Source organism: Nocardioides pelophilus, from assembly GCF_014180685.1.
Classification (GTDB): Bacteria; Actinomycetota; Actinomycetes; order Propionibacteriales; family Nocardioidaceae; genus Nocardioides; species Nocardioides pelophilus.
Genome location: NZ_JACEHF010000208.1, coordinates 1 through 6,541, shown reverse-complemented (window position 1 = coordinate 6,541; position 6,541 = coordinate 1). Strand labels below are relative to the sequence as shown.

The 6,541-nt window shown below is 72.6% G+C and carries 9 protein-coding genes; 3 read left to right on the top strand and 6 right to left on the bottom strand.

The genetic code is table 11. The annotated features are described in order from the left end of the window. A partial coding sequence (locus H0488_RS21140) for a DEAD/DEAH box helicase (protein ID WP_312856467.1) occupies positions 1 to 1,842 on the bottom strand: 1,842 nt, incomplete at its 3' end. 46 nt (positions 1,843 to 1,888) lie between these two features. Between H0488_RS21140 and H0488_RS21130 the strand changes: the two genes are divergently transcribed. After that, positions 1,889 to 2,302, top strand: coding sequence for a VOC family protein (locus tag H0488_RS21130; RefSeq protein WP_183101188.1), 414 nt, complete (start codon positions 1,889 to 1,891; stop codon positions 2,300 to 2,302). Positions 2,303 to 2,309: 7 nt separating this feature from the next. On the opposite strand, the gene H0488_RS25155 is transcribed toward H0488_RS21130, so the two are convergent. After that, positions 2,310 to 2,978 carry a TfoX/Sxy family protein gene (locus H0488_RS25155; RefSeq protein WP_312856466.1) on the bottom strand — a complete coding sequence of 223 codons (669 nt, stop codon included), beginning with the start codon at positions 2,976 to 2,978 and terminating at the stop codon, positions 2,310 to 2,312. A gap of 21 nt (positions 2,979 to 2,999) precedes the next feature. On the opposite strand from H0488_RS25155, the gene H0488_RS21120 reads away from it, so the two are divergent. Both H0488_RS21120 and H0488_RS21115 read left to right on the top strand, forming a co-directional pair. Beyond that, complete coding sequence (locus tag H0488_RS21120; protein ID WP_183101187.1) at positions 3,000 to 3,389, top strand: class F sortase; 390 nt, start codon at positions 3,000 to 3,002, stop codon at positions 3,387 to 3,389. Positions 3,390 to 3,453: 64 nt separating this feature from the next. Beyond that, positions 3,454 to 4,170 carry a hypothetical protein gene (locus H0488_RS21115; protein ID WP_183101186.1) on the top strand — a complete coding sequence of 239 codons (717 nt, stop codon included), beginning with the start codon at positions 3,454 to 3,456 and terminating at the stop codon, positions 4,168 to 4,170. On the opposite strand, the gene H0488_RS21110 is transcribed toward H0488_RS21115, so the two are convergent. From H0488_RS21110 to H0488_RS21095, 4 genes are all read right to left on the bottom strand, one after another. Further along, on the bottom strand, positions 4,171 to 4,743 hold the full coding sequence (locus H0488_RS21110) for a TIGR03086 family metal-binding protein (protein WP_183101185.1): 573 nt from the start codon (positions 4,741 to 4,743) through the stop codon (positions 4,171 to 4,173). Beyond that, a complete protein-coding gene (locus H0488_RS21105; protein ID WP_183101184.1) occupies positions 4,740 to 5,237 on the bottom strand; it encodes an SRPBCC family protein in 498 nt (165 codons plus the stop codon). The genes H0488_RS21110 and H0488_RS21105 overlap by 4 nt, the downstream gene beginning before the upstream one ends. After that, positions 5,234 to 5,602 (bottom strand): ArsR/SmtB family transcription factor, encoded by a 369-nt coding sequence (locus H0488_RS21100; protein WP_183101183.1) that lies wholly within the window; start codon positions 5,600 to 5,602, stop codon positions 5,234 to 5,236. The genes H0488_RS21105 and H0488_RS21100 overlap by 4 nt, the downstream gene beginning before the upstream one ends. 173 nt (positions 5,603 to 5,775) lie before the next feature. Then, on the bottom strand, positions 5,776 to 6,541 hold a 766-nt coding region (locus H0488_RS21095), incomplete at its 5' end, for an aminotransferase class I/II-fold pyridoxal phosphate-dependent enzyme (RefSeq protein WP_183101182.1).

Genomic DNA, 6,541 nt, shown 5'->3' with positions numbered 1-6,541 from the left:
GATCCGCCAGCTGGTGGCGCCGAGCGCGAACACGTCGCCGCCGACGAGGAAGACGCCGTAGAGGCCGCGGTCGGGGATCGTGCCGCCGCTGGTGACGGCAAGCCGCTGCGCGCCGGGGCGACCGGCGATCCGGCCGGTGACCCGGTCCCAGGTGATGCGCGGGCGGAGCTCGGCGAACTCGTCGCTCGGGTAGCGGCCGGCCAGCAGGTCGAGCACGGCTTCGTAGGCGGACCGCGGGAGGCCGGCGTACGACGCCGCGCGGCGGACCGTGTCGAAGAGCTCGTCGACGTCCCACTCGTCGAGCGCGGTCGCGGCCACGACCTGCTGGGCGAGCACGTCGAGCGGGTTGGCCGGGACCCGGAGCGACTCGATCGCGCCGGTGCGCATGCGCGCGACCGAGACCGCCGCCGGCGCCAGGTCGCCGCGGTGCTGGGGGAAGAAGACGCCCTTGGAGGTCTCGCCGACCTGGTGGCCGGCTCGCCCCACCCGCTGCAGCGCGCTGGCGACGCTCGGCGGCGACGCGATCTGCAGCACCTGGTCGACGGCGCCCATGTCGATGCCGAGCTCGAGGCTGCTGGTGGCGACGACCGCGGGGAGCCGTCCGGCCTTGAGGTCGTCCTCGATCTGGGCGCGCTGCTCCTTGGACACCGAGCCGTGGTGGGCCTTGGCCATCAGCGGCGCGGCGCCGGAGGAGGCGCCGGACTGGGCCATGATCTGCGCGGGCGGGGGACTCGAGGCGATCGCTCGCCTTACCTCCTCGTCCACCGGGGCCGCGGCGATCTCGTTGAGGCGGGCGGTGAGCCGTTCGGCGGTGCGGCGCGAGTTGGCGAAGACGATCGTGGAGCGGTGGGCGCGGATCAGCTCGGCGACCCGCTCCTCGACGTGGGGCCAGATGCTCCGCGTGCGGCGGGCCGCGGGGTCGCGCAGCTCGCCGAGGTCGTCGTACTCCTCGACCTCGGGGCGGCCCGCGTCGGGCTCGGTCATGTCCTCGACCGGCACCACGACCTGGAGGTCCCAGGACTTGTGCGCCGGCGGCGCCACGATCTCGACCGGGGCGCGGCCGCCGAGGAACCGGGCGACCTCCTCGGTGGGACGCACGGTCGCCGACAGCCCGATCCGCTGGGCCGGCTTCGCCAGGAGCACGTCGAGGCGCTCGAGCGTGATCGCGAGGTGGGCCCCGCGCTTCGTGCCGGCCACGGCGTGCACCTCGTCGATGATCACCGTCTCGACGCCGCGCAACGACTCGCGCGCGCGGCTCGTGAGCATCAGGAACAGCGACTCGGGCGTGGTGATCAGGATGTCGGGCGGGCGAGTGGTGAGCGTACGGCGCTCGTTGGCCGGTGTGTCACCGGAGCGGATGCCGACCCGGAGCTCGGGGAGCTCCCCGCCGCCGGTCCCGCCGCTGGTTGAGGTGCGAGTGTCGGGCAGGTCCCCGCCGCTGGTTGAGGTGCGAGTGTCGGGCAGGTCCCCGCCGCTGGTTGAGGTGCGAGCGGAGCGAGCCTCGAAACCAAGGCGCTCGGCGGTCTGCCGGATCCCGGCCAGCGGCGCCCGGAGGTTGCGCTCGACGTCGACCGCGAGCGCCTTGAGGGGGGAGACGTAGAGCACCCGGGTGCGCCGGGTCTTGTCGTCGGGCGTCGGTGTGGTCAGCAGCTTGTCGATCGACGCGAGGAAGGCGCTGAGGGTCTTGCCGGACCCGGTGGGGGCGACGACCAGGGTGTGGTGGCCGCTCGCGATCGACGCCCACGCGCCCGCCTGCGCCGGCGTCGGATCGGCGAACGCAGCCCGGAACCAGGTCCGGGTCGGTTCGCTGAACCGGCTCAGCGGGTCAGGCGTCTCGGGCACTCGTTCATCCTTGCGCACCCCGCCGACAGCGGAGAGGCTGATAGCCGTGGCCGGCTACCCGAAGCTGCAGCAGACCGCGATCGACACGACCGACTGCCGCGGGCTCGCGGAGTTCTACCGCGAGCTGATGGGCGTGGAGTACCGGCCGGGCGGCGAGCCGCCGACGGACGGCTCGCCGGACGATGCCGACTGGCTGGTCCTCGTCGACGAGGACGGCCGGCGGCTGCTGGCGTTCCAGCAGGTAAACCGGCTCGAGCCCACGACCTGGCCCGAGCACGACGTACCGATGCAGATGCACCTCGACTTCGCGGTGCCGAGCCGCGAGGAGCTGGAGCGCCACCGGGGCCGGGCGGAGGCGCTCGGTGCGACGCTGCGGCTGGACCGTTCGGATGACGAGGAGGAGGCGCTCGACGTGCTGGCCGACCCGTCGGGCCACCCGTTCTGCATCTTCGTCGCCTGAGACGTGCCTACTTCGCCGGCAGGGATCCGGCGTACGACGCCCCGCGCTGCACCCACGCGTCGAGCGCCTCGTCGGTGGCGACGTCGGCCGCGTCGACCCGGAGCCAGCCCGACATCTCACGGCCCCGCATCTCCATCGGCCGGGCCCCGGTGGAGGCGATCAGCTGCTCGCCCTCGTCGGGGTCGACCCGCACCAGGATGCCGCCCTGGCTGCTCGCCGCGATCGCCATGTTGCCGCAGACCATGAACCCGAGCCCGCCGAACATCTTCTTCTCGGTGAGCAGGGGAGCACCGGTGATCAGCTCGCGGATCCGGTCGGCGAGGGCTTCGTCGTACGCCATGGCTGGAGCGTAGGACGCAGCACCGACAGTCGCGCCACAATGGACCATGGCCCGTCGAGTCCGCTGGATCGCGGCCGCGACCGCCGCGGTCGTGGTGGTCGTCGTGGCGCTGGCGTGGTGGCTGCTCCGGGCGGACCCGGGCGACGAGCCGGTCACGGCGGCAGAGACCTCGAGCTCGCCCGGGGCCGCGACGGTCGCGGCCGATGCGGTCGACCCGGCCCCCGGTCCGTGCGAGGGACCGGTCGCGGAGCCGTTCACGCCGGAGCGGATCTCCATCGCCGGCGTCGTCGAGGACGGTCCGATCGTCGGCGTGCCGAGGGACGACCGCGGCGTCACCGGCGTGCNCCGATCGTCGGCGTGCCGAGGGACGACCGCGGCGTCACCGGCGTGCTGCCGTTCAGCAACAAGGTCGAGTTCGCGTGGGACCTCGGCGGCATCAGGCCCGGCAGCCGACGCGGCAACGTGCTGCTCAACACCCACACCTGGCCGGACGGGAGCGCCCTCGGCAACGCGCTGCTCGACGGGCTCGAGCTGGGCGACCGAATCGTGGTGAGTGGCGCGGACGCTCAGGTCTGCTACCGCGTCGACCTGCGGATCGAGGTGCCGGCGGAGGAGGGGTACCCGCCGTACTACTCGACCGAGGGGCCGCCCCGGGTCGCGATCATCGTCTGCTCCGGGCGCCGCACCGGACCGGGGGAGTGGAGCCACCGCACGATCTGGTTCGCGCGGCAGGTCACTCGGGTCTGAGACGTCCGCCCCCTCGCGCCTCTGGCCCGCGTGACCTCCGCAGGGCGGCCGGCGTTGAGGCTGCATGGTCCGCCACCGCCTGATCGGCATCCTGGTCGCCCTCGGACTCACCGCTGCCCTCGGCGCAGTGGAGTCGCCCGCTGCGGTCGCCGCCCAGTCCCAGACGATCGAGTTCACCAGCACCCCGCCCTCGGGCAAGGACTGGTTGACGAGTCAGAGCCATTGGGCTCCTCAGTACGTCGCGTCGGCGACGGCGAGCTCGGGCCTCCCGGTCGAGTACTCGATCGCACCGGCGTCCGCCGGCGTGTGCTCGATCAAGATGGTCATGGAGGACAACGAGACCTGGGGCTCGGGTGCGTGGATCGAGTTCCGCGGGGCCGGTACCTGCACGGTCCAGGCGGACCAGCCCGGCAACGACGACTACCTGCCCGCGCCCCGGGCCACGCAGTCGTTCCGGCTCGAGAAGGTCGAGACGTTCCTCTCGAAGGTGAAGGCCAGGAAGGGCGCACCCGGAAAGACGCCGGCGACCTTCTCCGCGACGTTGGAGACCTGGGCGCCCACCAGCAGCTTCACGTTCGGCATCCAGCCCTTCGTCGGTCAGCTCGTCACGTTCTCGGTGGCCGGTCGGCCGGTCTGCTCGGCGACCACCGTCGACAACGGGGTCGCCACCTGCCAGGCCGTCCTGCCGCGCTCGGACCTGCTCAGGCTGCGGTTCACGGCGACCTACGCCGGCACCGCCGACTACGAGGCCGTGGCCAAGAGCGCCAGCTTCCTGGGTTGATCAGGGCTGCCACTCCGGGTCGCGGCCGATGAATCCGACCAGCTTCGTCTGCCAGTCGGCGTCGTCCGGCACCGGCACGCGCGCGCCGTACTGCCCGCTCTGGCGCAGCACCTCGTCCATCGGCTCCATGCCCTCGTAGAGCTCCCGGCAGTGGGCCTCGTCGAGCCGGTCGTCCTGGTCGGTGGCGCGGGCGAGGTCCCAGGTGTGCATGAAGACGTCGTTGGTGTAGAACCGCGAGATCGCCAGGGGGACCGGCATCGCGGGGAGCCGGGGGTGGGCGAAGTCCGTCGTCGCGTTGGCCGGGTCGTCGAGGACGGCCTGGACGGCGGGCGCGTGGTGCTCCCACGCGGCGACCGGGTCGTCGTCGACCGAGGGTCCCCGCGTCAGCTCGATGTCCGAGCCGCCGGCGAGGAAGCCGGGGAACCACTCCACGAGGTGCCGTACGACGTCGCGGGCCTGCCAGTCCGCCACCGGGCTCCGGGCGTCCCACCCGTCGGCCGCGACACCGCGCACCCGGTCGGTGAAGGTGCCCGCGATGCTCCGGTGCTCCTCGGCGGGGTCGGTCGGGATCATCCCGCCACCTGTCCGGCGAGCAGCGCGTCGAGGGCGGCGTACCCCTCGTTGATGCCGACCTCCATGCCGCTGGCCATCATCCCCGCCTGCGCCTCCATCGAGTCGACGACGGACAGGATCTCCAGGCGGGTGCGGCCGTCGCCGAGGTCGTGGAGCTCGAGGGTCTCGAGGCTGACCGCCTCGGGCATCTCCTCGAAACCGAAGGTCTGGATGATCTTCTGGTTCTCCCACACCCGGTGCACCGAGCCGTAGAAATGCGCGATCTCCTCGCCGTCGCGGAGCGCGGTGTAGCGGTACTCCCCGCCCGTGCGCATGTCCCACTTCTCGATGTCCATGTCGATCGACCGCGGGCCCAGCCACTGCTTGACCAGCTCGGGATCGACGTGCGCGCGATAGACGAGCTCCACGGGTGCGTCGAACTCGCGCACGATCCGCACCGTCGGGATGTCCGGGTCGGCCTCGATGAGGGTCTCGGGGTGGGTCTGGGTGTTCATCCTGCTGCTCCCTTGTCCTTGCTTTCGTCGTTGTCCCGGCCCTGGAGCCGGTCGAGGAGCGCGTCCAGGCGTTGGTAACGCTCCTCCGCCTGCTGGCGGTACCGCTCGATCCACTTCGTCATCAGGTCGAAGACCTCCGCGTCCAGGTGCACCGGCCGCCGCTGGGCGTCCCGGCTCCGGCTCACCAGGCCGGCGTCCTCGAGCACCTTCAGGTGCTTGGAGACGGCCTGGAGCGAGACGTCGTACGGCGCAGCCAGCTCGCTCACCGTCGCGTCACCCGCCGCCAGCCGGGCGACCATGTCGCGCCGGGTCGGGTCGGCGAGCGCGGAGAAGACCCGCGACAGCCGGTCCTCGTGTTCAACCATGCGGTTGAGTACAACACCGCGGGTTGGCGTTGTCAACCGTTTGGTTGAGTAGCGGGCGGGTGGGCGGGATATGTCCGTTCATCACGGTATGCAGGCGAACGGACGCTTCCCATGCCCGATTCACGCTGGGAAGCGATCATTCGTCTACATACCGTGATGAATGGACACGCCGCTCACCCCTCCAGCCCCCGCACCATCGCGGCCAGGGCGCGGTCGAGCTCGGCGTCGGTGACGCCGCCGAAGCCGACGACGAGGCCGGTCAGCCGGGCGGAGCGGCAGTACCGCGAGATGGGGGCGACGTCGAAGCCGGCGTCGCGCGCTGCCGCGCGGGCCCGCCGTACGGCGGGGGACGGCATCAGCCACGTCGAGTACATCCCGGCAGCCGGGCCGGCGGGCTCGCCGTACGGCGCGAGGGCCGCCGCGACGCGGGGCGCCCGGTCGGCGTACACCCGGCGCGCGGTGCGGACCACCTTGTCCACCCAGCCCTCGCGCAGCAGGGCGAGCAGGGCGCGCTGGGCGGGCCAGGACGGCATGTCGTAGGTGTGCTCGCGATGCCGGGCCAGGCTGCCGAGGAGTCCCGGGGGCGGAACCATCCAGCCGACCCGCAGCCCCGGACCGACCGCCTTGGAGGCGGTGCCGAGGTAGGCGACCTGCGTGCGGTCGAGCGACGCCAGAGCGGGGATCGGGGCGACGTCGTAGCGGAACTCCGAGTCGTAGTCGTCCTCGACGACGAAGGCGGCGTGCGCACGGGCGGCGGCCAGCAGGGCGAGCCGGTCGCCGGCCGGCATCACGTGGCCGAGCGGGTGCTGGTGCGCGGGGGTGACGTAGGCGGCGGCCAGTCCGGCCATCGCGATCGGCCCGTTCGGGGCCAGGTCGACGACGTCGCGGCCGGCGAGCCGGACCGTCTCGACGGCCGCCCGGTAGCCGGGGTCGTCGACG